The 23,285-nt window shown below is 61.9% G+C and carries 17 protein-coding genes; all 17 read right to left on the bottom strand.

Annotation, left to right across the window (positions count from 1 at the left end; all coding sequences use genetic code 11):
- Positions 1-8: 8 nt before the first annotated feature.
- The 17 genes from tssM to QRN48_RS04615 all read right to left on the bottom strand — a co-directional run bounded on the left by tssM (position 9) and on the right by QRN48_RS04615 (position 23,282).
- Positions 9-3,581 (bottom strand): type VI secretion system membrane subunit TssM, encoded by a 3,573-nt coding sequence (gene tssM / locus QRN48_RS04535; RefSeq protein WP_285349135.1) that lies wholly within the window; start codon positions 3,579-3,581, stop codon positions 9-11.
- Positions 3,582-3,591: 10 nt separating this feature from the next.
- Complete coding sequence (gene icmH / locus QRN48_RS04540; protein ID WP_285349136.1) at positions 3,592-4,893, bottom strand: type IVB secretion system protein IcmH/DotU; 1,302 nt, start codon at positions 4,891-4,893, stop codon at positions 3,592-3,594.
- 25 nt (positions 4,894-4,918) lie between these two features.
- On the bottom strand, positions 4,919-6,250 hold the full coding sequence (gene tssK, locus QRN48_RS04545; RefSeq protein WP_285349137.1) for a type VI secretion system baseplate subunit TssK: 1,332 nt from the start codon (positions 6,248-6,250) through the stop codon (positions 4,919-4,921).
- Between the two features lie 44 nt (positions 6,251-6,294).
- The gene (gene tagH / locus QRN48_RS04550; RefSeq protein WP_285349138.1) at positions 6,295-7,893 is read right to left on the bottom strand and encodes a type VI secretion system-associated FHA domain protein TagH; all 1,599 of its coding nucleotides are present in this window, start codon (positions 7,891-7,893) and stop codon (positions 6,295-6,297) included.
- A gap of 33 nt (positions 7,894-7,926) precedes the next feature.
- A complete protein-coding gene (locus QRN48_RS04555) occupies positions 7,927-9,888 on the bottom strand; it encodes a type VI secretion system Vgr family protein (protein WP_285349140.1) in 1,962 nt (653 codons plus the stop codon).
- Between the two features lie 227 nt (positions 9,889-10,115).
- Complete coding sequence (locus tag QRN48_RS04560) at positions 10,116-10,703, bottom strand: T3SS effector IpaJ family cysteine protease (RefSeq protein WP_191943902.1); 588 nt, start codon at positions 10,701-10,703, stop codon at positions 10,116-10,118.
- Between the two features lie 33 nt (positions 10,704-10,736).
- On the bottom strand, positions 10,737-11,240 hold the full coding sequence (locus QRN48_RS04565) for a GNAT family protein (RefSeq protein WP_191943901.1): 504 nt from the start codon (positions 11,238-11,240) through the stop codon (positions 10,737-10,739).
- A gap of 26 nt (positions 11,241-11,266) precedes the next feature.
- The gene (locus QRN48_RS04570; protein WP_191943900.1) at positions 11,267-12,121 is read right to left on the bottom strand and encodes a hypothetical protein; all 855 of its coding nucleotides are present in this window, start codon (positions 12,119-12,121) and stop codon (positions 11,267-11,269) included.
- A gap of 39 nt (positions 12,122-12,160) precedes the next feature.
- On the bottom strand, positions 12,161-14,830 hold the full coding sequence (gene tssH / locus QRN48_RS04575) for a type VI secretion system ATPase TssH (RefSeq protein ID WP_285349143.1): 2,670 nt from the start codon (positions 14,828-14,830) through the stop codon (positions 12,161-12,163).
- Positions 14,823-15,866, bottom strand: a complete 1,044-nt coding sequence (gene tssG, locus QRN48_RS04580) for a type VI secretion system baseplate subunit TssG (RefSeq protein ID WP_191943898.1) — start codon at positions 15,864-15,866, stop codon at positions 14,823-14,825. Before tssG ends, tssH begins: the two co-directional genes overlap by 8 nt.
- Complete coding sequence (tssF, locus tag QRN48_RS04585; RefSeq protein WP_191943897.1) at positions 15,851-17,728, bottom strand: type VI secretion system baseplate subunit TssF; 1,878 nt, start codon at positions 17,726-17,728, stop codon at positions 15,851-15,853. Before tssF ends, tssG begins: the two co-directional genes overlap by 16 nt.
- Positions 17,725-18,243: a type VI secretion system baseplate subunit TssE gene (tssE, locus tag QRN48_RS04590; protein ID WP_191943896.1), complete on the bottom strand. Its 519-nt coding sequence runs from the start codon at positions 18,241-18,243 to the stop codon at positions 17,725-17,727. The genes tssF and tssE overlap by 4 nt, the downstream gene beginning before the upstream one ends.
- A 130-nt stretch (positions 18,244-18,373) precedes the next feature.
- On the bottom strand, positions 18,374-18,856 hold the full coding sequence (locus tag QRN48_RS04595; RefSeq protein ID WP_191943895.1) for an Hcp family type VI secretion system effector: 483 nt from the start codon (positions 18,854-18,856) through the stop codon (positions 18,374-18,376).
- Between the two features lie 65 nt (positions 18,857-18,921).
- Complete coding sequence (gene tssC, locus QRN48_RS04600) at positions 18,922-20,418, bottom strand: type VI secretion system contractile sheath large subunit (protein WP_244653635.1); 1,497 nt, start codon at positions 20,416-20,418, stop codon at positions 18,922-18,924.
- A 91-nt stretch (positions 20,419-20,509) separates the two neighbouring features.
- Positions 20,510-21,034, bottom strand: a complete 525-nt coding sequence (gene tssB, locus QRN48_RS04605) for a type VI secretion system contractile sheath small subunit (protein WP_285349147.1) — start codon at positions 21,032-21,034, stop codon at positions 20,510-20,512.
- Positions 21,035-21,086: 52 nt separating this feature from the next.
- Complete coding sequence (gene tssA / locus QRN48_RS04610; RefSeq protein ID WP_191943893.1) at positions 21,087-22,109, bottom strand: type VI secretion system protein TssA; 1,023 nt, start codon at positions 22,107-22,109, stop codon at positions 21,087-21,089.
- Positions 22,110-22,343: 234 nt separating this feature from the next.
- Positions 22,344-23,282: a LysR family transcriptional regulator gene (locus QRN48_RS04615; protein ID WP_191943892.1), complete on the bottom strand. Its 939-nt coding sequence runs from the start codon at positions 23,280-23,282 to the stop codon at positions 22,344-22,346.
- Positions 23,283-23,285 lie beyond the last annotated feature (3 nt).

A 23,285-nucleotide genomic window follows, 5' to 3' on the forward strand; every position in this document is an offset into this window, starting at 1 on the left:
TCGCTGCCTTAGAGTTGGGTCGGGCAGCGGAACTGCTCGAGGGTGTCCCGCCGAAACGGATTGATCACACTGCTGGCGCGCAGCTCGTAGGCGACCTTGCGACCGCCAAGCGCGAAGCTCACCTGATAACGCTCACCTTGAGCACCACTGACCACGCCCTGATCAAGCAGGTGCAGCCAGGCCCAAGGCCCGTCACTGCGCAAGCCCGAACCCACTGCGGGGCTCACTTGCAGCTGGACCAGATCGGTGCCTTTGCCGCTGGGCAAAACGATCGGCGTGAAGCTGGCGGCGCTGCTCCTGTCGAAATTCACCGGCTGCCCGGCAATGTCGAGGGACGCGGAGTCCAGGGCCGGGTCTGCGCTGACTGGTTTGAGATCAAACCGCAAGGAAGGCTGGCGCGCGCCCGCCACGAAGAACATGTCACGCAGCCGGGCGCCTCTCTGAAACTGGTTGAGCACGTCCTGGGAAATGTTCATCGGCGCGCTCCCAGTCGTCCGCCAGCGCCATTGCGCACCACTCATGTCGACATAGGGGGCCAGGTTTTTGCTGAAGAAATCATCCATCACCCCGCCTGGGCCGAAGAACTTGCCGAAATCATCTGCCGTTGCATCCCGCGTGGCGTTCTTGACCAGCGGGTAGCGGCCGGCAATGGCGTCGCGGCAGAATGGCGCGCCAGTCGACGCCCATAAGGCGTTCAAACGCTCCCGTTCATTACCCAGCGTGAGCGCCCCGCCGCCGCTCTCCACGTCACGCAACACCGAAGCAAGTGGCGCCGGCTGCTCGGCTGCTGCGCGCTTGATGCGGCCCAACACCTCGCCGGAAGGTGCGGGTGCACCGCTGCGCCGCGCACTTTCGGCACTGTCGAAATACTGCGCAGCGTCTTTGAGCATGGCGATGACCGCATCCAGCGGCGTCGGTGCAGCGCTGCCTACCAGCGCATGCAAGGCGGCGAAGTGCTGATCCACCGGACTGTGCGCCGGTTCGATGGCTGCCGCTGGCGCGGAATCGTCCAAGGCGGCCTCCAGCCGCTTGCGAGCGTCGTCGATTTTGGTGCGCGCCACCCGGTCAACCGGGTTTCCAGCCTCATTCTCCTGAGCGCCATCAAGCGTGGTTTCCCGGGCGGCGGCTTGCAGGAAGGCACGCATCGGCGAGTCAGCGGAGGCCAGCGCACTGGTCGCTCGCGCCGCCTGCTCAAGGCCCGTGAGCGGCACCAGCTGCACATCCGCCAGGTAGGCATCCCACTGCCTGATGTAGTCGGCGTAATAGAGCTCAAGCACAGCGGCTTTCATGTTTGCAGGGTTACCGGCGTCCAGCGCCGCCTCTTGACGGTCGAGCACCCAGCTGTCGTTCGCCATGTCGAGCACGGCGCGATCAGCCTTGCCCAGCAGATCGCGATAGCCGGCCACGCTGTACACGCCGCTGACACCGCGGGACAAAGGCGCGCCGCTGCGTCGCACCAGCACCGATGACACGTCGCGGCCCACGGCACCGTTGACGCTTACTTTAGGCAGATTGTCCTGTTTGACCTGACGCTTGAGACGGTTATAGACACGCTGCGACAAGGGCATCCCGGCCAGCGTGAGCCGGGTTTTGGCGATCAACCCGGCGTCCAGCTGAACTGGCTGCGTGTCCTCGTCATTGGCATCGAGCAAAGCGCCAACATGCGCCCACAGCTGTTGCCGCTCCTGCTCGGAGGCCTGCGGCAGCTCACGCCGCCAGTCGACATCGACCCAGGCTTGCACCGAAGCTGCATCAAAAAACTGCCGTTCGCCCAGCATCAAGTACGCCCGCAGCGTTTCATAAAGAAAATCTTGAGTGCCGGCGTCGCCCCGGCGCAACGCGCTTTCCATGTCCGCAACGATCTGCGGCAGCAGCGTGCCGCGCAGCAACCGGCGATACAGGTTCACGGCCCCGACACCCAGCTTGGCGCCTTGGTACAGACCCAGCCGAGTGAGAAGCGGCACGCCGTCATCTTGATGGGAGAACCCTGCCGGCAGATCCCGCGCGGCATTAAGCACGGGCAACGTGGCGCGAACATCCCCGTCCCTGGGCAGGGCTTTGGCCAATTGCGTGACTTCGGCTGTTCGCGCAGCGGCAAGCTCGACGAACGTTATATTGCGCCGGTAACTGATGCTGATACCCACCACCAGCAACACGGTGGCAACACCGACCAGCACCATGCCCGCCTTTAGCCGCTGCTTGCGGCGGCGCTCCATCTGCGGGTCGACGCCGGCCAGCCCCGCTTCCTGGAAGATCACGTCGCGCATCAGGCGAGTAATGAAGTAACTGCGTCCTGTTGCGTAACCGGCGGGCAACACCCGGCGCGCCACGCCGAACGAGGCTGCCAGCGAAGCCATGACCCGGTCGATGGGATTGCCTTCCTGGGTACCGCTGGTGAAATACACCCCTCGTACCAGCGCAGGTTGCTGGAAACGATTGGGCTCGAAAACCGTCTGCAGAAATTCGCTCAACACGTCGCGCACACTGGCGAATTGCTGCGGGAAGCCATAGAGCAAAGCGCGTCTGGAAAGATCACGTTCCTGTTGCATCCGTTCAAGCACCCTGGCTTGCAACTGGTGCTCCAGCGCATCGAACTCGCCAGGGAAACTCGCCAGTGCTGTACCGGGCTGGTCTGCATCCCCATGCCCGACCACCGGGAAGGTGACCCCCCATACCTGCGCGCGCTCCTCTCGACCAAACGGCTCGAAGAATTCCGCAAAGCCGGCCAGCAGATCGCATTTGGTAATGACCACATAAACCGGAAAGCGCACGCCCAGCCGCTCGTACAGTTCAGTGATTCGAGCCCTGATGGCCTTGGCTTGGGTCAGTCGATCTGCCGCGCCTTGCCGCAACAAATCACTGACGCTGACGGCGACGATGACCCCATTCAACGGGCTGCGCCGACGGTATTTTTTCAGCAGATCCAGAAAGCCATTCCAGGCGGCCTTGTCTAGGTCACTGTCGCTGTCCTGAGTAGTGTAGCGACCCGCCGTGTCGAGCAGGACGGCTTCATCGGTAAACCACCAGTCACAGTTTCGCGTGCCCCCCACTCCACCAATGGCCGCAGCGCCCAACGCGTCGCTGAGAGGAAATTGCAGGCCGGAATGCGTTAACGCGGTGGTCTTGCCGCTGCCCGGCGCTCCGACGAACATGTACCAGGGCAACTGGTACAAGTACTGACCCCGCAGCTTCCAGCCGGGGCTGGCCTTGCGCAAAACAGCCATCGCGGCACGCATGCGCTCCTTCAGCAGCGCAATTTCCGTCTCCGATGCCTTGGCCTCGGTGGATCCGGCTGCGGCTTGCTCGTCGGCTACCCCGGCCATCAGCCTGCGATTGGCGCGCCACGCCGAATACGCGCGCCAGCCGACAAATGCGGCCCATGTTGCCATCAATGCAGCGATGACACGCCAACGAGCGTATTCGGCTTCCAGCGGCTCTTGCCCGTCAAACGACAGCAACGGGCCTTCGTACCAGACCAGCATCGACACAAACAGCACACCGAGCAATGACACCAGCCATAAGCGCGTCAGGCCGGCAACGGCACGCTTGATCACATTCACAACAGTTAGTACGGATGACATGGCATTGACCTTACTGCGGCTGGGCAGGCACAAGAACGGTGATGTCCACGCGCCGGTTGCGTGCACGATTTGTCGGCGAGTCATTGGGCACCAGCGGCTCGGTTTCGCCGCGGCCCTCGCTGCGATAACGCTCCGCAGGTCCGGCTCGCTGAGCGAGCATGCGTGCCACCGTCCTGGCACGGGCATCGGACAGGTCAAAGTTGGAGGACAGGCGCGAGGTCACCGAGGGTCTGACGTTATCGGTGTGGCCAACGATCACCACCTGCCCGGACACGGCGTTGAGGGCATCGCCGATGCGCGCCAGCAAGGGCTCGAAGCGACTGGAGACCTCGGCGCTGCCGGAGGCAAACAGGCCGTCGCCGCGCAGCGTGATGATCGAACGGTCGACGCTGTCCTGGACGCTTACCAGACCTTCGGCGATTTCCGGCGCAAGAAAACCCGAGAGCCGCACCGGAGCGGGTTCGGCCGGGGCCGCCACCTTGAGCGGGGAGACGAGTCGAATCTCGCCCATCTCGGCAAATACCGGGTCCGAGTCACGGTTGAGCAGCCAGTTGCAGGTCAGTTGCAGCACCAAGAGTAACGCGGCAGCGGCGGCTGCCGTCACCCACAACGGGACCAGGTCCAGCATCGAGCGTTGCGCGGCAGATGCGCCGCGCCAGCGCAGTGACAAGTCCTGTTCGATCGCACCGCGCTCCTGCCGAATCAATTGCAGCAGCCGCTCCCGTAACAGACTCAATTGATCCGAGCCACGCTCCAGCACCCGGTAACGCCCTTCCAGGCCCAACGCCAGGCACAGATAAAACATCTCAAGCACGTGAAGATGGGCCTTGGGGTCCTGGCTGAGCCGCTGCAGTATCAGAAAGAACTTCTCCCCACCCCAGGCCTCGTTGTGAAAGCTCACCAGCAAACTGCGGCTGTTCCATACCCCGGCGCCCCATGGTGTGCTGGAAATGGTTTCGTCGATCAGCGTGCAGAGCGCATAACGGGCGGCAGCGACCGTCTGGGTCTCCACTCGCAGATTGAGTGCCTGAGCCTCGAACAGCTGAATGGCCAGCACCAGTTTTTCGCGCAACGCTTCTATGTCCGGTGCGCGAATCATCGAGCGCAACGGCACCACGAGATCAAGCAGTGGATTGGCCGCGCTGACCAAGGGATTCAGTCCCTTTCCCGGCAGCACGTCCGACGGCGCACTCTCGCTCGTCGACTGTTGCGCAGCACCAGCCGTCGGCACCACACGGCGCACGCCCGGCGTCGGCATCATCACGGTGTGATCCGGGTCCTGCCCGGGCTCCAGAGAGTCGTTCACGTTCACAAAGATCTACCTGCTGGCGAATCGATCAGGAATGGCGGATGGCCCAGAACTGCATCTCCAGGCCAGGGAAACTGCCTGCCACGTGCATGGCAAAGCCTGCCGAATGAGTCAGCTGCTGCCAGTAGTCGCTGTTGCGGTCCAGTTCGAAATAAACGGAGCCGGCGTGAAACGGCAGCTGCCGAGGCGCAACCGGCAGCGCACGCAGACCGATGCCCGGGAGTTGCAGGTTGACCAGGTCACGAATCTTCTCCACCGAGCCCATCTTGACCTGAGGCGCAAAACCGCTACGCAGTGACTCGGCCGGCATCTGCGCGCGTACCGCCAGCACAAAGGTGGCGGCCTGCAGCAGAGCGCGATCGGGCAGCACCGCCACGCGAATACCGAACTGGCGCTCTTCCAGGGGAATCTGAATGGCGCGGGCATCGATCACCGTCGCCAGCGACCTGCGCAGCTCCAGCATGACCGGCGCGAAGGTTTGCGCCAGCGCATCGTGGCGATACTCGGGGTAGCGAAGGCTGCGCCTCGCGGCTTGGGTGAAGGTCGCCAGCTCGCCGGCCAGCTGCACCAGTTCGCGGTACAGGGTTTCGGGATGGAGCCCGGTCATGCCGACGCAGTGGCGTACCAAGGGCTCGCTGCGGTTCAATACTTGCAGCAACAAAAAATCGGCGATTTCCGCCACGCCGCTGTCGCCTGGCTGGGCCAGTCGCCCACTCATGCTCTCAGCGCGCTGATGCAACAGCCCGAGCAACTCATCAATGAACTCGGCCAACGGGGGTGTAGCATGTATGTCCAGACACGGCGGGCAATACACCGGATCCAGCACTATCCGCTGATCGGCACGGCGCTCCAGTACCCGCACCACGCCCACCACCGCATAGGCGTCTGCGACATCGTCGGCGAACGCTAGCCGCAGGCGCAGCTTGCCGACATTCATCAGCGCGCTGTTGTCCAGGCCGTTGCTGTCCCACGCCTCATACTCGACGCTGCGATGGCGGGCGAAATTTTCCGGTCCGAAACGGTCATCGACTTCAGCCACGCCGTGCCGGGCGGTGGGCAGCGCCAGCACGACGGTTACATCGCGGGCATCGACCGGCACTTCGAGCGGCAACGGCATCTCGTCAAAAGGAAGCCCCACCGGTGTGCCGTCGGGCAGCACCGCACTGAAGGCTTTTAGCGAAATCTTGCCCAGCGCCAGATGATGTTCGTCGAGCTCCAGGCGCGTGAAGCCCCAGGCGTAGGGACGCAGAGCCTCCACCCGCGCCTGCAACTGGGCGTTCAGGAAGCGGTCATGCTGCTGCAGGTGCTGGGGCTGCAGCAGCATGCCTTCCGACCAGACGACTTTGTTGTTCCAGGACATAACGGAATCTCACATAAGCACGGAAAAGGTTGAGCGAATGACGCTCAGGGCGTTGCACGCAGCCTGGCGACCTGCTGCTGATAAGCTTGGGAAAATGTGTCACCGAACATCCGGTGCAGGTCTTCCTCGCCGTCACGGACCAGTTCGCCGTACAGCTCGTTGAATCGCTCCCAGAGTCGAGCCTTGCGCGCCGAAGGCAGCAGGCCGTCAAACGGGCGCCCGGGCATACGCTCTTCCATTAGCGCGGGCGAAATGCGTTGCGCCACCTCGCTCAACGCTTCGCGCATGCCGGCAATGACGGCCAGTTCGTGGGCCTTGAGGTCGTCGAATGCCGCCGTGAGTGCCTGCACGCCCGGCAAGTAAGCAGGCGCGTCGGTGCTTAACATCTGACTCAACGCACTGGCGGCATCGGGGAAGAATTTGAGGGGGTTGTTGGACCGTGCGCCAATCATCGTCATGTCGATATGGCTTTCACGCTTGGTCAAAGCCCGCGCCATCAGCACTGCCATGGTCCCGCCGGTGGCCTCGCGAAGCATTTCGCCGACCAGTTGCGCCAATGCTTCGGGGCTGCGTGAAGTGCGCAGGTCGGGCACGCCCAATCCGTGCAGCAGTGCTCGAAGCACACTGTCATTCGCTGGCACGACGTCGGACGAGGCAGCGGGCTGAGAGAGCTGACTGGCCTGCCGACGCGTGCCCTGAATGGCATCACGGCCGGGCATCTGAACGCCCATGTCAGCGACCACCGCAGCCTCGGCTGCGGCCGGCGGCGGCGGGCCGGCGGCCTCCACCTCCGTCGCCGTGACCGGGGCTTGGGCTTGGGCGTCACCAGGTTTATCACCGGCAAACGATGGCCGCATCGGGGCGAGCAGATCAGCCAATGCATCATAACGGTCGGGTATCAGGCCGAGCCCGAGCGGCGGAACCTGTGGTCCGAGAGCCAGTGGCAGCGCCTGTTGTTCCGGAGAAAGATGGTCGCTCTCCGCGCCCCTGAACGAGGGCAGAAGCTGCTGAGTGTCTTTCACCTGCAACGGCTCGCCGTGGCCGGCAGGTACGCTGCCCGCCAGCCAGCCCAACCCTAGCGGGTCTGCTGGAACAGAAACAGGCTCGACCCTGGCCGGCCCGCGCAAAATGCTGGCATCGGCCAGGGCATCAACGGGCACATCGGGCTGGTGGAAGCCGGCGTGGATGTGTACTGCTGGCAGTGCTGGTTGTGTTCGGAGGACAGCAAGAGGCTCAGGCCCAACCCCGGCCGGCGGGGTGAACACGGCCAGCGTCTGAGTGGCGCTAATACCGGAGGTGATGTCGCTTTGAGGTACCCCGTTCGAGGGCTGATCCAGCACGCTGACAGCGATCCGGTAGTCTCCGATCACTAACTCATCGCCGTGCCTAAGCGGGGTTTCACGTCCGTTGCCCAGCAATCGCTCGTTGACTACGCTGGGGTTGCTGCCCACGTCCATTAGGTAATAGCCACCCTCACGCCATTCGATACGAGCATGGCGTCGGGAGATATATTTGCCCGGATCACTGAGCAACAGATCATTATCGGCAGCCCGTCCAAGAGTGCCCCGCTCGTCAATGAGGCAAAAAACCTCACTCTCAGGCGACTGGCCCTGGTAGCTGTCGATGCGCAATTTCATCGGCATGGCAGCCTCCTGCCAGGTGCGAAGCCGACGCTGTCAGTGTTGGCCATCGTCTGCCTCCTTGGGTTCGAGGGGCACCCCGGCAGGCCCCGGACGCGTGGCCAGTACCAGCGCGTTGGCTGCCGCAGACGCCTGCGGCAATGGCACCGGAATCATTGACGCAATGATGGCCGGCCCGATGGTCAGAAAAGAGCTGCCAGCCTTGAGCGTGATGCTGGCCCCCGCTTCGATGACCACGTTCATCCCGGCCTTGATGTGCAAATCCATGCCGGCGCTCAGGCTGGCGCGCAGCCCGCCTTCGAGTTGCAGGCTGCGGCCGGCGACTAATGACACACTGCCGCCGGCCTTCTCGTTCCGATTGCCGCCGACCTTCTGGTGCCGGTCTCCGCCGACGTGTTCGCGCAGGTCCTTGTTGACCCGCGAGTGGCGATCACCCCCGACCCAGTCCAGCGCGTCGCGCTTGATGCGTTGGTCCATGTCTCTCTCGGCGTGGATGAACACCTGTTCGGAGCCCTTCTTGTCCTCAAAGCGCAGTTCGTTGTAACCGCCGCCGCCCTGGGAAGAATTGCTTTTGACGGTCGACCGGGTTGCATGCGCGGGGAGCGAATAAGGCGGCATGACCTCCGCGTTGTAGACGCTGCCGGTGATCAATGGACGATCCGGATCGCCTTCGAGGAAACTGACGATCACTTCCTGTCCCACTCGCGGCAGGAACACGCTGCCCCACCGCTTGCCGGCCCAGCCTTGCGCGACGCGAATCCAGCAAGAACTGTTTTCGTCGTCCTTTCCCTCGCGGTCCCAATGAAACTGCACCTTGATGCGACCGTACGAATCGGTCCAGATCTCCTCACCGCGCTTGCCCACTACCCTGGCGGTCTGCGGGCCGTGGACCACTGGCCGGGGTGTGTTGCACGGCGCACGGAATTCCTGCTGACGGGGCATGGCAGTGAAATGGCACGTCAGCACCGGCGCCGGGTCTTCAGGCCGCGTGGGTTCGTAGGTATCGGACGACAACGCGTAGCACGCGCTGAGGACCAGCACCTGGAGGTTCTGGTCATTGCGAGGGTGGTCGGTCAGGGTGAACAAGGCGCCGGGGAACAGCCCACGCGCACGCGTTGCCGCGCTGATGCGCTGGTAACTGGTATGGCGCGCTTCGCCGAGATGCCGCGCATACGTCTCACCGTGTTGGCGCTCGCGATATCGACCGGGGTAATCGTAGCGCTCGTGCCGGGACTGACCGTAGTTGCGAACCTGCGCCGACTTGACCAACAAATTGGCCGACGGCTTTTCAAAGTCATAGTCCTGCAAGGCCCAAGACCCCGGCTCCACCTCGCCGCCCATGCGCCAGTCGTAAATCACTTCGCTGTCACGCATGGCATGATCTTCACCAGGCATGTACCGAATGCTGGCGTAGCCCGATGCTGGTTCATGCGCGCCGTAAGAGTCGGCCAGCACCAGGGTGTGGCGCCCGGCCGTGCTCTTGAAGAAGTAGTAGATGCCCTCCTGTTCGAGCAAGCGGCTGACGAAATCGAAGTCGCTCTCGCGGTACTGCACGCAGTACGTGACCAACGGGTAATTGCCGCTGAGACCGGAACTGTCGACATCGGCGATGGTGTACGCCGCAAACACGGCCTTGACGATGTCCGGAACGCTTTTCTCCTGGAAAATCCGGCAGTCGCTGCTACGGGTGAGGAACCACAGCCACGGCCGCAACACCGCGTGATACGTGGCAAAGCGGCCCTGGCGGCCGGTATAGACGAACCGCGTGACCATGCCGCTGAAATACCGCTGGGCGCCCTTGGGCAGCTCGACCGAAACAGTCATCTGCGTGGCCAGTACATCGTCGATATCTAGATCACTGCGTTCGCTGTAAAGGTCGACGTTGTACTCACTGAGGGTCGACAACTCCTCGGTCGCGGTCATGCGCCGGAACAGCAGGACGTCGGGGCCGAGCACGCTGCTGACGGTGATCTCGCGATTGGCTTGAGTGAAATTCATGACACCCGACTCCAGGTGCCAAGCTGACTCGCGATCAAAACAGGCATCGATGACTCCTTAACGCTGAAACGACGCGGTGAGGGTCAATCGAGCCCCCTCCGCAAGCTCTGCAAAGAGAACTGGCTTGCTGATACAACGGGCGGCGGTGGGCATTTATTCCGCGAGTAAAGCAAAAAAGCCAGGGGAAGCTCCTGACTTCGCTTTTGTCATGCCATCGTCGAAAACCATCAGGCGACTGCGGGCACCGGCCGTTCCAGCACTAGCGTGATGCCGGTGTCGCCGTAGAGCTTTGACCACGTGTTCATCTGCTTGAAGTCGGGAAAGTCATTACCATCGCCCGGGTCCATGTAACCGCCGTCAGGCCGCTTCATGACGTAATGCAGCCCGATGCCGAAGGTCGTCACCACTTGCAAGGCTCGCCGATTGGCAGCAAGCGCCGGAGCAGCCTCGTGGATGACCGGGAAACCTGCCCGGCGGCACTGCTCCTCGCATTTGGGGTACACCGCCGACAACGCGCTGGCCAACAGACCGCTCATGTAGATCTGCACAGTCAGGCCAAGCTCCCGTGCCGCAATCGCGATGTTGTGAGGGTAGGAGTAGCCCAGCTTGCTCATGTCTTGCTGCACCATGCGCCCGCCGGTGCTCGAGCCTGATGTGATCTGGTACAGCGCCGCCTCACAGGTGTAGCTGGGCTGCAGGGTTTGCCCCCTCGCTTTGGAGCCGAGGTCGGGCAAATGAGTGACGCCCAGTTCCATGGCCGCGCAGAGCAGTGACGCCGCGCCACAGGAAAAGTCGAAGTCTTGTTTCTTCCTCATCAAACACCTGGCCTCATTCAGTAAGACACCCGATCAAACCGGCGTCACCGGGCGGGAGTTAGAGACCCGGTACACCATCCCGCCGTGGCCACTTGCGACACCGGGGAGCATCACAAAACCGATTTTTTTCCAGAACGCACAGGAAGCTGCATCCAGCGAAATCAGACGAATTTCACAGTTGGGCGTGCGGCCGTAGTCGCGAATGGCGTGGGCCATGCCGTAGCGCGCCAGCAGGGTTCCCAAGCCTCGACGCAGAACACCGGAGAACAGATCCTCAATTGTCCAGACCCCGCTGGCCTTACTCATCACCATCAAACCTACCGCGTCATCTATGCCCTCGTAGGCAACGAAATACGCGACATTCGCCTGGGCTTCGGCGTTGTCGTTGGCTCGCATATTGGTGAGGGTATTGATACTCGCCACGACCTCGCTGCCGCCGGGTATGTCAAGAGCGAGGGTTGAGGCCTCACCCAGCGCTTCACGGAATTTTTTGGAGTCGACTTTTTCGCAACGTATTTCACTACCGGAATCAGGCATAACAAAGCTCCTTTTGTGCCGATAGATCAGGCAATGGGATAAAACGTCTGGATATGGATGTCACCGGTACTGAGGCGGTCGACCAGCATGTACGCCTCGCTGATGTCAGTCAGAACTGGCGTTTCACCGCCGATCGTGTCTCGGCTGGACAGGTGAATTTTCACCGCCACGTCATTTAGAACGTTGGGAACGGACACTTTGATTTCAACGCGTTTGCAGAGAATGTCCCGATCCATCCTGGCCAGAGCGCTCTGTCCCTCAGGGCAATTGAGCAGGTCGCGGGCAATTTGCACGGCCTGCTGGCGATCAGCAAATGCCCCGGAAAACTCCTTGCCTTCGAAGTCCAGGGCGTAGTTCAGTTTAAGCTCGCCTTCCTTGTTTCTGCTGATGGCCGTCAGCGGGGGCTCATTTGCAAGCTGGGCGCCCTTGAGGACACTTTTCTTTTTATTGGATGCGCTCAATTGTGCGATGTGCGCCACCCTGGCTATCTTGGCTTGCTCCAACTCAAAGTTGGCCCAGGTATTGAGTACATCCTGCCTGTTGGCGGGGCCGGGCGTTTTCAACCAGCCCATGACAAATGACCGACCTAGTGTGGTGATGGATTGATGCCCCGGATTGCCGATTGGTCTGGGCAGCGGTACTCGGACCTTTGAAGGGCTACGCCCGTCGGCAGCGTCCAGCTCGGCAATCCTGTCTTCTGATAACCCCCCTGTGATAGCACGACCACCCGGCTGCAATCGGTCGGAAAGTTGCAGCCCCCTTGCATTTACATGCAGTGCCAGGGCATGGCCCGGCTCCTGATTCGTAGGGCTGGGACGACCTTCGCTTTCCTGCAGGATGCGATTGACCTCACTAAAGGTGTAAACCTTTGCGAACGGCATGTTGGGACTCCTGATGTTGGTGGATGGTGGTTAGGCCGATCATTCAAACGCGTACGCAAACTCACCCCGCTCGACACGTACGTGCACCGTGCTCACCGGCTCCGAGCGCATAAGGCGCCCCAGAAACTCACGGCTGATCGTGGGCAAGACCGAGTTGGTGAGGATTGCGTCGATCATCCGTCCGCCGCTCTCAAGTTCGGTGCAGCGGCTGGCGATCAACTCGACGACCTCATCATCGAAGCTGAAGGGCACCTGGTGACTGTCGTGCAGGCGCTTGCCGATTCTCCCCAGTTGCAGCCGGATGATGCTGCCGAGCATGGCGTCACTCAGCGGGTAATACGGGATCACCACCACACGCCCGAGCAGCGCCGGCGGGAAGACTTGCAGCAGCGGCTGACGCAGGGATTTGCCGATACTTTCAGGGTCAGGCATTAGATCAGGGCTGCTGCACAGGCGGGTGATTGTCTCGGTGCCGGCATTGGTGGTCAGCAGGATCAGGGTGTTCTTGAAGTCAATCACCCTGCCCTCGCCATCCTCCATCCAGCCCTTGTCAAAGACTTGGAAGAACAGCTCATGCACGTCCGGGTGGGCTTTCTCGACCTCATCAAGCAACACCACGCTGTAGGGCCTGCGGCGCACCGCTTCGGTGAGCACGCCGCCCTCGCCATAACCGACATAACCCGGCGGCGCGCCCTTGAGGGCGGAGACGCTGTGGGCTTCCTGGTATTCGCTCATGTTGATGGTAATGACATTGTGCTCGCCGCCGTACAGGGACTCGGCCAGCGCCAGCGCGGTCTCGGTCTTGCCGACGCCCGAGGTCCCGGCGAGCATGAAAACCCCTACCGGCTTGCCGGGGTTGTCCAGCCCGGCCCTTGAGGTCTGGATGCGCCGGGCGATCATCTCCAGCGCATGGCGCTGACCGATGATGCGGCGCGACAGGGTCTCAGCCAGATTCAGGACGTTATCGATCTCGTTGCGCACCATCCGGCCCACCGGGATGCCGGTCCAGTCCTGCACCACAGAGGCAATCACCTGCTCGTCGACGGTCAGCAGCATCAGCGGTGTTTCGCCCTGGGCTTCGGTCAACGCCTGTTGCTGCGCGCGGAGATGCTGCAGCGTGTGCCCGCGGTCCTGCCCGGTTTCGGCGGCTGCAGCCGCCCCGTCGCGCAGTTGCGCGCGAAGCTCAAGAATCGAGGCGACTTGCGTCCGCTCGCCGCTCCAGCGCGACTCAAGCTGGTCCAGCCGCACTCGCTCATCGTTTAGCCGCTGCGACGCGGCCAGGAGACGCTCATCGGTGTCTGCGCCCAGATTGCGCTCCCGCTCGATGATCGCAAGCTCGGTCTCCAGCGCCTCGATGCGTCGGCGGCAGTCGTCTACTTCCGCGGGCGTGGCGTGAAGGCTGATGGCGACCCTGGCGCAGGCCGTGTCCAGCAGGCTGATGGCCTTGTCCGGCAACTGGCGGGCGGGAATATAACGATGAGACAGGCGCACAGCCGCTTGCAGCGCGACGTCGAGAATCTGCACCTGGTGATGCTGCTCCATGGCGCTGGCGATACCGCGCATCATCAACAGTGCCCGGGGCTCGTCAGGTTCATCGACCTGCACTGTCTGAAAACGCCGGGTCAGGGCCGGGTCCTTCTCGATGTGCTTCTTGTACTCGGCAAAGGTGGTCGCGCCTACCGTGCGCAACGTTCCCCTGGCCAGTGCCGGCTTGAGCAGATTCGCAGCGTCGCCGGTACCGGCAGCGCCTCCGGCGCCGACCAGCGTGTGAGTCTCGTCTATAAACAGAATGATGGGGCTGGCGCTGGCCTGGACTTCGTCGATCACCGAGCGCAGCCGCTGTTCAAACTCGCCCTTCATGCTCGCCCCGGCCTGGAGAAGGCCGACGTCCAGCGCCAGCAGCTGCACCTCGCGCAGGGCAGGAGGAACGTCACCGCGCACGATGCGCTGGGCAAAGCCTTCCACCACCGCAGTCTTGCCGACACCGGCCTCGCCGACCAGAATCGGATTGTTCTGCCGGCGGCGCATGAGGATATCGATGACCTGCCGGATCTCGTCGTCGCGCCCCACGATGGGGTCCATGCTACCGCTGCGCGCCTGTTCAGTGAGATCAACCGTGAAACGCCTGAGCGCTTCCTGGCGTCCCATCGCGGCGGGGGCTAATGCGCCAGACGCTTCACCGTGCGCCGCCGTGCCGTCAATCTGAAAGCCATCGCTGGCCTGCAGGCGGGCCTCGGGCGAGTCTTTGAGCACCGCCTGAAAATGCTCAACCACATCGTCGGCTTTAAGTTTGACGAACTCGGCGGACATACCGAGCAGTTCACGGCGCAGGCGCGGGTCTTTCAGCAGTGCGACTAGCAGGTGACCGGAACGCACCTGCGTCTCGCCAAACAGGAGCGTGGCAAACACCCATCCGCGCTCGACGGTTTCCTCCAATTGCGGGGCCAGGTCGCTGATCGACGTCGACCCTCGGGGCAGCCGATCCAGTGCCGCAGTCAAATCCCCCGCCAGCCGCGCGGGGTCGATTTCAAAGTGCCGAACAAAACGCAGCAGATCGGAATCGTTTGCCTGCAACAGCTGGTGCAGCCAATGCACCAACTCGACGTACGGGTTGCCGCGCAGCTTGCAAAACACCGTGCTGCTTTCGATCGCCTGGTAACACAGGCTGTTGAGCTTTCCGAACAGGGCAACGCGACTGATTTCAGCCATGGACTGATCCTTGAAGTAATGAAGATGCGGAAGAGGCTGTCCGGGGGTTGATCACCAACTGGCGGTCATCTTTGTCCGGCGTTTTGCTGGTGAGCCAACTGGTCCAGCCCAGCCGTGCGGTCTGGCCGAGCCGGGTATCAGGTATCTGCTCCTTTTTAACGATGAGGTTGACGTCCCACTCCAGCGCAAGTCCGGCGTATTGCCGCACCCAGGCGGTCAGACGCTGCATGCTCTGCTGACCCGGCAGCAGCCGGGTCAACTGGCCGATCTCCAGAGGGCCGATCAACAATCGGAATTTGTGCTGGGCGTTCCATACCTTCTTGCCAAGAACGGTGCTCACACCCAGACGCTCACCGCCCGACCCGCTGCGTAATGCGCACAACCCGTCGGCGGGCAGCGGCATCCAGTGACCCACGAATTCCTGCACCTGCACGGGTGCCTGGAAGTAATCGCTGAGCAGCGCTGCCAGCCCGCCCGCATTGCGCGCGTGCGGAGCGAGGCGGCCGGCGTAGTGTCGCTTCGCGGTATCAGGCGCGGCGTCGCGCTGCTGCAGCGACCGCATGCCCAGCCCAATAAGTGAGTCGACGTAGCCCGAGAAACGATCGGCGCCCGGGCGATCCAGACTCACCGCCGGTTGGCCAGAGGCCCACGCCCGGTAGAACAGGCTGATCATGCGGTGGTGAAACAGGTCGCTGAAGTGCGCCAGTGTCGGGTCGTTCATATGGCGTTGGCGGTCGCGAATGTATTCGGTCAAGTGCAGCGGCAATGGGCCGTTGGCGCCCAGCAGGCCGAAAAAATTCACCAGCAACCATGGCGCCCGCTCATCATCGGCCTGGTGCAGGCTGTCGATCATCGCCGGTTCGAAGGCGAGCGAGGGGCGCTGGCCGAAACGTACGGCGTCCCCGGCCGGCCGCGCCGACTGGCCAATGCGAGGCTTGTCGGCGAAGGCACACTCCAGTTGGCGCAATGCTGCGTAGAAGTCAAAACTCGCGGGTTGCTGCTCAAGTCGTTTCAACAGCGCTAGAGCATCTCGCATCGTCCGATCCTCGCTGGCCACTGCATGATCAATCCGCGCGCGGTGCTTGTGATGTGCGTCTCTGTGAACGAATTGAGTGCCACGTACTTGGCAAAGAACTGCTCAAGCACTGCACCGAAGACGAACACACTGCCGCCTTCAAACGCGCTTTCATCCAGGGTGACCGTTACCTGCAGTCCGCGTGCGTAAGTGATCGGTCCCGGGAGCGGCAGACGCCTGACGATTGGCTGGGCGCTTACCGAACGCAATCCCTCTATCTGCCGGTGGGCGGGAGAGTCTTCTGTCCCGCAGTACAGGCGCAGCAGATCGCGCAACGCCGCGGCGCCTTGCTCGGCATCCTGATCCAGCAGGGACAGGTAATTTAGGGACAGATGGCTGACCAGTCGCCAGGCGGTTTCGCCCTGAGCGAACGAAGGCTGGGGAGCGGTGGGACCCGCCACGCAGCGCACCGAGCGTACTGGCGCTCCGGATTCGACGGTAAAATCGGTCTTGCCGGTGCCCACGGGCATGCTCAGCACCAGATCTCTGTTAGTGCACAGCGTATCGACACCCAACTGACGCAAATCGCTGCGGTAAGGCGCTTCGTGAACGTCGACCAGCGTCAGGAAAACCTCGCTGCCGATGTAGCTCGAACGCGGGCCCTGACGGCGCTGTTGTTCGGACAACACCCGCGTGTCCCGGCGTAACTGATACCAGGCGCCATCGCTCTGGTCGTCGTGCAGGTCGTGCGCGCGATAAAACGGCTCGAAGCGCTGCGCGGCCTCGGAGCCACTGCCGTAACCGTTCACGCCCTTCACCTGATAAATCTCGTAATCCATCGGCCGGGTGCGGTCAGGCACGACGTGGTAGTCCACCTGCTGGTCCGACACGTGCACCCGGTCAGCGCGTTTGGGAAACAGATTGACGGCGGGCGTGCAATGCAGGGCGAACCGGGCCGCACTGACGGCCTGTTCCAGGCTCGGGGTGAAGCTCTTGAACACCACGGTGATGTCGATTTCTTCGCTGGCGCAGCGCTTGAAGGCGCTTGCCAGTCCCTGAAGCTCTACAAAGTGAAAGCGTTGCGGCAGAGCAAAATACTCCTGCAGCAGGCGGTAGCCTTCGAAGGTGCGCGGGCCGACGGGCAACAGCGCCTGACTGTCGTCATAGCCTTGGGGGCGGATCAAGGACTTGTCGACGATCTCGTGCCAGCGGTTGTCGTCCTGCACCGGCTGCACCAGCACGCCCGCCGCCTGGGCCAGTAACTGCTCAAGAATCCGTCCGGGGAGGCCTTCGGCGCCGGGCAGGTGCAATGCGAGGCTGGCCATCTCCAAATCGCTGAACGTGCGTCCGGCCGCGACCCGCAAGCGCAGCCGCAATGCTGCCTTGACCGGGCCTAGCCGGGACAGATCGACACCGCCGACCTGTCCCGAACAGGCGAAATAACGCGCTTCAACCAGTTCAACCGGCCACAGCGTGACTGCCTGGGCAGTACGGAATTCGCAGGCGGTGTGATCGTCCTTGCCCAGCTGACTGCTCAGGGCTGTCCCACGGGGCACCGTGTAGCCTTTGTCCAGATCGCCCTCGGTTGCCGCGGGATTGAACTGCACAACAGTCATCGCCGGTATTGGCGCCAGGTAATGCGGATATACAAGCTCCAGCAAATGGTGGGTGAAGCGCGGAAATTCTGCGTCGATCTTCAATTGCACCCTGGCCGCCAGAAAGCTGAAGCTTTCCAGCAGGCGCTCGACATAAGGGTCTGCGCAGGCATGAGTCTCCAGGCCCAGACGTCCCGCCACCTTGGGATAATCGCGGGCAAACTCCCCGCCCATTTCGCGCAGGTGCTGCAACTCCCTTTCGTAATAGCGCAGCAGCGTCTCGTTCACCGGGCATCCCTCGCATCGACGTCGTAAAGCTTTACGTCACCGGCTTCCAGGTCCAGCTCGGTCTTAAGATACAGACGCTCCGGCAACGGCTGGCCCCAGAGCTCGCCGTGGATCTCGAATGCGACCTGATTGGGGCTGCCCTGCCCGCTGCTTTGTGGCACGTGAACGACACGCAGGGTGTGACGTAAAACGCGTGGTTCAAAGTCTTCGATGGCCTGACGGATTCGCCTGGCTAGCTCGACCGGGTCAAGTCCCGTAGCGGTCTTGCCGCAGAGGTCTGGAAGGCCAAAATTAACCACCGACCGTCCCGCCAGCGGGTAGCCGGTCAGATCCTGTACGCTGCCCAGATGGGTGCTGTTGAGCAGCCAGCCAAGATCACGCAATACCGCCCTGCGCAGACCGCGCATCGACAGCACACGCTGCTCCCGGGATTCGTGGGTCTGCCCTCGGGCATCGTCGCTGAGTCGGTCCAGCAACGAAGGTTGCAGTCGCTCTCTACTGGTCAGCTCAGCCACGGCCCTGGGACCCCTCGGCTGCTGCGCAACCCGACCGGCTCGGTAGCATTTTCAGTATTCGCATGGCGGAACTCCGTCAGCAAAATGACCCGCCGGCATGTGCATGCCGGCCAGCCATCAAGCCGCCTCTTCAGATTTTTGCGTTGGCTTCTAGGTCCCACTTCTTCGGCGTACCGGTGGTGATTTTGTCGCCACTGAAAGAGTCGTACTGGTAGCTGATCCTGGTGAAATTGATGGAGAAGGTTTCGCTGGGTCGCTCCCCGTTGCTGCTGGCCGAGTAGGAGCTGACGATGGCCTCTTCAAGTTCGATCTTGAGGAACACCTGTTCCTTCTTTTCAGCGCCACCGGTTTGAATAAAGTGGATCTCTGCTTTGCCCAGGCTTTTGCCGCAGACCGCTTCCATGAACAAATCGGCCGAGGCCAAATCAGTGGATTTGGTCAGCGATATTTCCGAAAACGATGGGTTGCTGGTATCACGGTCAGCACCGCCACCGCTGGTGGAGATTGCCCGCCCGACGCCCATTTGAATGGCGTCGATGGTGATCCAGTCGGTGTGTGCCGAGACCGTGGACGTGCCTTTGATTTTTTTACCGTTGAAGTTGAGCAGGATCATTGTGGGTACCTTTTTCTATCGATCATTGAAAAGCGTTCAGTGAGGAACATCGCTACAGCGGGCGATCAGGTCTTGGCCGAAGGCAACTTGGAAACCAGACGCAGGGACACCGTCAGGCCCTCCAGCTGGTAGTGCGGTCGCAGGTAGAATTTGGAGTGGTAGTAACCCGGATTACCCTCGACCTCCTCGACGACCACTTCAGCACCCGCCAGCGGCTTGCGGGCCTTGTCGGCCTCGGTTGCCGTGGCCGGGTTGTGCTCGACGTAACGGCCGATCCAGTTGTTAAGCCAGACCTGCATGTCGGCGCGCTCTTTGAACGAGCCGATCTTGTCGCGCACGATGCACTTGAGGTAATGGGCAAAGCGGCACGTGGCAAACAGGTACGGCAGACGCGCCGCTAGGTTGGCGTTGGCAGTTGCATCCGGATCGTCGTACTCGGCGGGCTTGTGCATCGACTGCGCGCCGATGAACGCAGCGAGGCTGCTGTTCTTCTTGTGCACCAGCGGCATGAAACCGTTCTTGGCCAGTTCTGCTTCGCGACGATCGCTGATGGCGATTTCCGTCGGGCAGGTCATGTCCACGCCACCGTCGTCAGTCGGGAAGGTGTGCACCGGCAGGCCCTCAACCGCCCCGCCCGACTCGATGCCGCGGATTTGCGAGCACCAGCCGTAATGTTTGAACGAACGGTTGATGTTCACGGCCATTGCATAGGCGGCATTGGCCCAGGTGAAATCCTTGCTGCCGGCGCTGTCGGTGGTTTCTTCAAAATCGAAGGCTTCGACCGGGTTGGATTTGGCACCATAAGGCGCGCGCGCCAGGAAACGAGGCATTGCCAGGCCAACGTAGCGCGAGTCTTCCGATGCGCGGAAGTTACGCCAGGCGGCATGCTCGGGGGTCTGGAAAATCTTCGTCAGGTCTCGCGGGTTCGCCAGCTCCTGCCAGGACTCCATCAGCATCACTGCCGGGTCAGCTGCTGCGATCAGCGGACAGTGCGCGGCGGCGCTGACCTTGGCCATCTGGGTCAGCAACTCCACATCCGGGGCACTGTTGTTGAAGTAGTAGTCCGCCACGAACGCACCATAAGGTTCGCCGCCAAATTGGCCGTACTCTTCTTCATAAAGCTTCTTGAAAATCGGGCTCTGGTCCCACGCGACGCCTTTGAACTTGCGCAGTGTTTTGTGCACCTCCCCTTTGGAGATATTCATCACGCGAATCTTCAGCGACTCATCGGATTCAGTGTTGGTGACCAGGTAGTGCAAGCCGCGCCAGGCACTCTCGACCGACTGAAACTCTTCGTGATGCAGGATGTGGTTCACCTGCTCGGACAACTTGCGATCCAGCTCGGCGATCAACCCTTCGATGGTGCCGAGCACGTCGCCGGAGATGAGTTGAGTGCCCTGCAGCGCTTGTTCGGCCAACGTGCGCACAGCGGTTTCAACCGCGTCACGCGCCTTGTCTGTCTTGGGTTTGAATTCTTTTTGCAAAAGGCTGGCGAAGTCGCCCAGGTCGACTTCCAGACTTTGATTCGGTGCTATGGCGTCGTGCGCCTGTTGGATGGACATTGCAGCTTCCCTCGATTTTTGGGCAAAAGGGTCCACCTGCCGGTGCCCTGAAGGCCCAGCCGGAGTGACAAATCAGTGGAATGTTCTGGCGTCAGTCGACGTGGGGTTCGGCCACGTCAGGGTCAGACGGTTTGGGCGCCGAGTTGAGCGCCTGCATCAACGCGGGGTCTTCGAGCACCCGTGCCAGCAACTCTTCGGCGCCCGTCTTGCCATCCATGTAGGTCAGCAGGTTCGAGAGCTGATTACGTGCAGTCAGCAGTGCGTTGAGCGAAGGCACATTGCGAGCGACTGCACCCGGGGTGAAGTCATCGATGTTCTCAAAGGTGATCTCGACCGGCATGTTGCCTTCACCGGTCAAGGTGTTGGGCACCTGAAAGGCAACGCGAGGCTTCATCGATTTCAGGCGCTCGTCGAAATTATCGACATCCACCTCCAGAAACTTGCGTTCGGCCACCGGAGGCAAGGGCTCGGCCGGTTTGCCGGAGAGGTCGGAAAACACCCCCATGACGAAGGGTAACTGCACGGTCTTTTCCGCGCCGTAAATCTCGACGTCGTATTCGATCTGGACGCGGGGGGCACGGTTGCGAGCTATGAACTTCTGGCTGTTTTCTGCCACGGGGTTTCTCCGATGAGGGTGAAGTTGATGGACGGCGTGTCTGCTGTGCCAGTCATCCATCGTCGTTGCGAATGCCGCTGACCAAGGCCATTTGCGCCACACCGTCCGGCGCCAGGTCTTGCAGCAACTCCATGAAAGTCAGGTCCAGCAACTTGCGCGCACGCTGCAGGAGCAGCGGGACCGGACTGGTGGGTTCGTGAACCGCGAAATACGCGCAGACACGGTCCAGTGCCTGACGCACCTGTTCGCGGCTGGCAATTTCATCGCTGTTGAGCGAACGCTGTGCGGCGGTATCAGGGTCCGCTTCCGCTGCTTCCTGTGCCAATACCGGCGCATGCTGACGCACGCAGTCCGCAGCCCGACGTACCAGCCCGGACAGCGCACTCAGGTCGATGGCGCTGCCGAACCCAACACGCTCGGTAAGCATCGTCTCGATGTTCACGCTGCTGCGGCCGGCCCGTTCAAGTGCCGACAAGGTATCCGCCATCTGGTCAGGTGCCGCCTGCTGAAACACCGCTTCTATCATGGACGCCGAAGGCTTGGGCTCGCCCGCCGCGCCGATCAGCTCGCCGCTGGTGAGGTCGACGTCGCGCAGGCTCACCTTGCCCAACGCCGGCACACTTACCAGCGGGCTCGCGCGAAACTCCTGAAGCAGACCGTCTGCGTCACACAGGCCGGCCAGGATATTCACCCGCAACTGCGGATCGTTGTCGTCCTGGGGGTCGAGTTGGGGATGGACATATTCCCAATGATCGCGCAGCAGGGATTCGATCAGCTCAAGCCCTGCGGCCAACCCTTGCGCACCCTGAAGATTCAATTCGGCGCGGGTGAGGTAAAGCGCCAGACGCAAGTCGCGGCTGCGGCTGGCCAGCGGCAACACAAGCTGCCTGACACGCTTCCAGTCCGGTGCGATGGCAGGCGTGAGCGCGTCGCCATACTCAATCTCGGGTTTGCCCAGCGCTTCCTCTTCAAGTGCCAGGTAGTCAGGCTCGTATTCCAGACTCTCGCCGCACGGATGGTCTGCGCTCAGAGGCTGCGCCAACGCATTCAACTCGCTGATCGGATCGTCGCTCACTTGACGTCATCCATGCAGAGGCGGATGACCAACGACCCGCATTGCAAATGCCTTTGAAAGTCCATCGAACATCTCCCTCTCAGCCACGTCTTGATTGCGGTATCTGAGGAGATAACAATCGACCGCCGCAGATTATTCCGGCCGCACCAAAATTAGCGGCGAGCGCAACCAATGAGGTCTGAGGGGAGATGAGACGATCCCGCACCGCATCGCCTGCAGCAGCGGTGTGGGAGGCTAGCGCTGACGCTTCGAGTAACTGCGCCCGCTTAACTGACGAGACAACTCGATGAAGTTAGCCAGCGGCGGGAGCTGATTGAAACTTCGGCACACCAGCGTAACAGGGGCATGCAGACGCGGCCGGCTGCCGCCTATGTGGCAGTACACCACGCTCTCCTTGTGAACATCCTTCATCGAGGCTGGCACGATTGACACGCCCTCACCCGCCGCCACGAGGCTGACGTTGGTCAGCATGCGCTCGACTTCAAAGGCGACCTTGGGCTCAAAGCCGGCGCGCTGGCAGGCTGTGATCAAGTTGGCGTACATGCCCGGCGCGCCGGGGCGACGGACCAGGATGAAACGCTCATTTGCCAGGTCCGTCAGCGGGATGACCGGTGCCTCGTCACCGTCGCCATGCCTGGCGAGCAAGGGGTGGCCCACCGGTAAGGTAAGGAGCATTTCTTCGTTCAGTAACCGATGAAACTCAATGCTCTGATGACGCCCCACCGGCGCTCGCAAAATGCCCACGTCGACACTGCCGTCGACGGTTTCCTCGGTGAGTTGTTGGGCGCTGCCCTCCTTGAGCAAGACACTGACCCCGGGGAATCGCTCGCGGTAAGCCCGGATGATCCGTGGAATGAGCGGATGCGTCGCTGCCGAACTGGTAAATCCGACACTCAGTTGCCCCTCGATCCCGTGAGCCGCACGGGACGCCTTCAGCGAGCCCTCTTTGACGCGCGCCAGAATGTCTTGCGCCTCCTGCAAAAAGACCTGGCCGCCCGCTGTCAGGTCCACGCCCTTGGGGTGACGTTTGAACAGGTCAAAACCCAGCTCGGCTTCCAACGCTCGGATTTGTTGACTGAGGGGCGGCTGCTGCATGTTCAGTCGCGCAGCGGCGCGGGTAAAGTGACGCTCCTCGGCGACCATCACGAAATAGCGCAGATGACGAAGCTCCATGGT

Source organism: Pseudomonas sp. ME-P-057, assembly GCF_030208975.1.
In the GTDB taxonomy this organism is placed as follows: domain Bacteria; phylum Pseudomonadota; class Gammaproteobacteria; order Pseudomonadales; family Pseudomonadaceae; genus Aquipseudomonas; species Aquipseudomonas lutea.

Coding starts and splice junctions, on each gene's coding strand:
- tssM (WP_285349135.1), bottom strand. CDS start 3,581: ATGTCATCCGTACTAACTGTTGTGAATGTGATCAAGCGTGCCGTTGCC.
- tssK (WP_285349137.1), bottom strand. CDS start 6,250: ATGTCCTGGAACAACAAAGTCGTCTGGTCGGAAGGCATGCTGCTGCAG.
- tagH (WP_285349138.1), bottom strand. CDS start 7,893: ATGCCGATGAAATTGCGCATCGACAGCTACCAGGGCCAGTCGCCTGAG.
- QRN48_RS04555 (WP_285349140.1), bottom strand. CDS start 9,888: ATGAATTTCACTCAAGCCAATCGCGAGATCACCGTCAGCAGCGTGCTC.
- QRN48_RS04560 (WP_191943902.1), bottom strand. CDS start 10,703: ATGAGGAAGAAACAAGACTTCGACTTTTCCTGTGGCGCGGCGTCACTG.
- QRN48_RS04565 (WP_191943901.1), bottom strand. CDS start 11,240: ATGCCTGATTCCGGTAGTGAAATACGTTGCGAAAAAGTCGACTCCAAA.
- QRN48_RS04570 (WP_191943900.1), bottom strand. CDS start 12,121: ATGCCGTTCGCAAAGGTTTACACCTTTAGTGAGGTCAATCGCATCCTG.
- tssH (WP_285349143.1), bottom strand. CDS start 14,830: ATGGCTGAAATCAGTCGCGTTGCCCTGTTCGGAAAGCTCAACAGCCTG.
- tssG (WP_191943898.1), bottom strand. CDS start 15,866: ATGCGAGATGCTCTAGCGCTGTTGAAACGACTTGAGCAGCAACCCGCG.
- QRN48_RS04595 (WP_191943895.1), bottom strand. CDS start 18,856: ATGATCCTGCTCAACTTCAACGGTAAAAAAATCAAAGGCACGTCCACG.
- tssC (WP_244653635.1), bottom strand. CDS start 20,418: ATGTCCATCCAACAGGCGCACGACGCCATAGCACCGAATCAAAGTCTG.
- QRN48_RS04615 (WP_191943892.1), bottom strand. CDS start 23,282: ATGGAGCTTCGTCATCTGCGCTATTTCGTGATGGTCGCCGAGGAGCGT.